Annotated in this window: 1 protein-coding gene; it reads right to left on the reverse strand. The window is 64.6% G+C overall.

The features are described from left to right. Positions 1–36 precede the first annotated feature (36 nt). Positions 37–1,182, reverse strand: coding sequence for a DDE-type integrase/transposase/recombinase (locus AB0I53_RS49595; protein ID WP_358618225.1), 1,146 nt, complete (start codon positions 1,180–1,182; stop codon positions 37–39). Between the last annotated feature and the right edge of the window lie 108 nt (positions 1,183–1,290).

The raw sequence follows: 1,290 nt of genomic DNA on the forward strand, positions 1-1,290 counted from the left end.
CCTGTCATGTCTCAGGACCTCACGGACAGTTTTGTCTCACGACGTCGTGGACAGTTTGGGTGTGAGTCGTTGGTAGCGGACGCTGCGGTCCAGTGTCAGCGTCCGCACGACCGTGTCGCCGATCATGATGCTGACGCGGTCACCTTGCCAGTACACGGTAGCGGCCTGTGCGGCCCAGCGGCGGCCGATGACGATCGAGCAGCCGGAGAAAGCGACCACGCCGGTGCTGGTGACTGGACGCTGGGCGACACCAGCGAGCTGGACCGGCCCGCTCGGGGTGGCTTTGGTGGCGGCGTCATAGCGCTGCTGCGGGGTCCGGCCTCCGATGCCTTGATGCCGCCGGTTATTATATATTTCCCGGTATATTTCCAGAAGTTGTTGAAGTTCGCTGAGAGTGCTTGGTGCTGGCTGCTTTTCAAGCCATTTACGCAGTGTTTGGTGGCTGCGTTCATCTTTCCCGCAGGTTTGCGGGTGATACGGCGACGAGGCAATCGTGTGCACCCCGGCCTCGGCCAGGCGGCGTTCCAGATCGACCATGCCGCCGCGGTGCTTACCTGAGAACGCCAGACCATTGTCGGTGAGGACCTTCACCGGTAGCCCGTAGCCGGCGAAGGCCTGCTGCAACGCTGCCCACGCCTCGTCCCCGTTTTCGCTGGAGGCGGCGTAGGTTCCCACGTCCAGCCGGGAATGATCGTCCAGGATCTGCAGGATGCACACCTTCTCGCCACCGGCGAGGTAGAACTCCATCCCGTCGATCTGCCACAGCCCGCCTGCTTCGGTGTACTCGAACCGACGCCTGGTGCGGGGGCGTTTGCGGGGTTGCGGGGTCACATGCCCCTCATCGACCAGGATCCGGTGGATCGTGGCACGAGAGGGCACCCGCACCTCCCCGAGCTCCTCCAACCGCCACCCGATCGAGATGGCCCCGTTGTCCCGCCCCTCCTCAGCCAGCTGTTTGCGGGCCCGCACGACCGCCTCACGCACCTGCGCCGAGCTCGCCGTCGGCCGCCGGCGCGGGGCAGAGGAGCGGCGGATGAACCCCGCCGCGCCCTCCTGCCGGAACCGGTTGACGTACTTGTAGAACACCGTGCGCGAGATCTTGTGCTCAGCACAGAACCCCGACACGTTGATCTTGTCTCCACCAGCCACCGCGGCAACCGCCGCGACCAGGTCTGGATCCATCGAAAACCCTGTTCCACCCACCGCTGATGATCACAGCAGCAGGCCAGCCAGCGTTCACGAGGTCCTGAGACACAAACTGTTCACGAGGTCCTGAGCGAGGACAGGTCG

It is taken from the genome of Saccharopolyspora sp. NPDC050389 (assembly GCF_040655595.1).
Classification (GTDB): domain Bacteria; phylum Actinomycetota; class Actinomycetes; order Mycobacteriales; family Pseudonocardiaceae; genus Saccharopolyspora.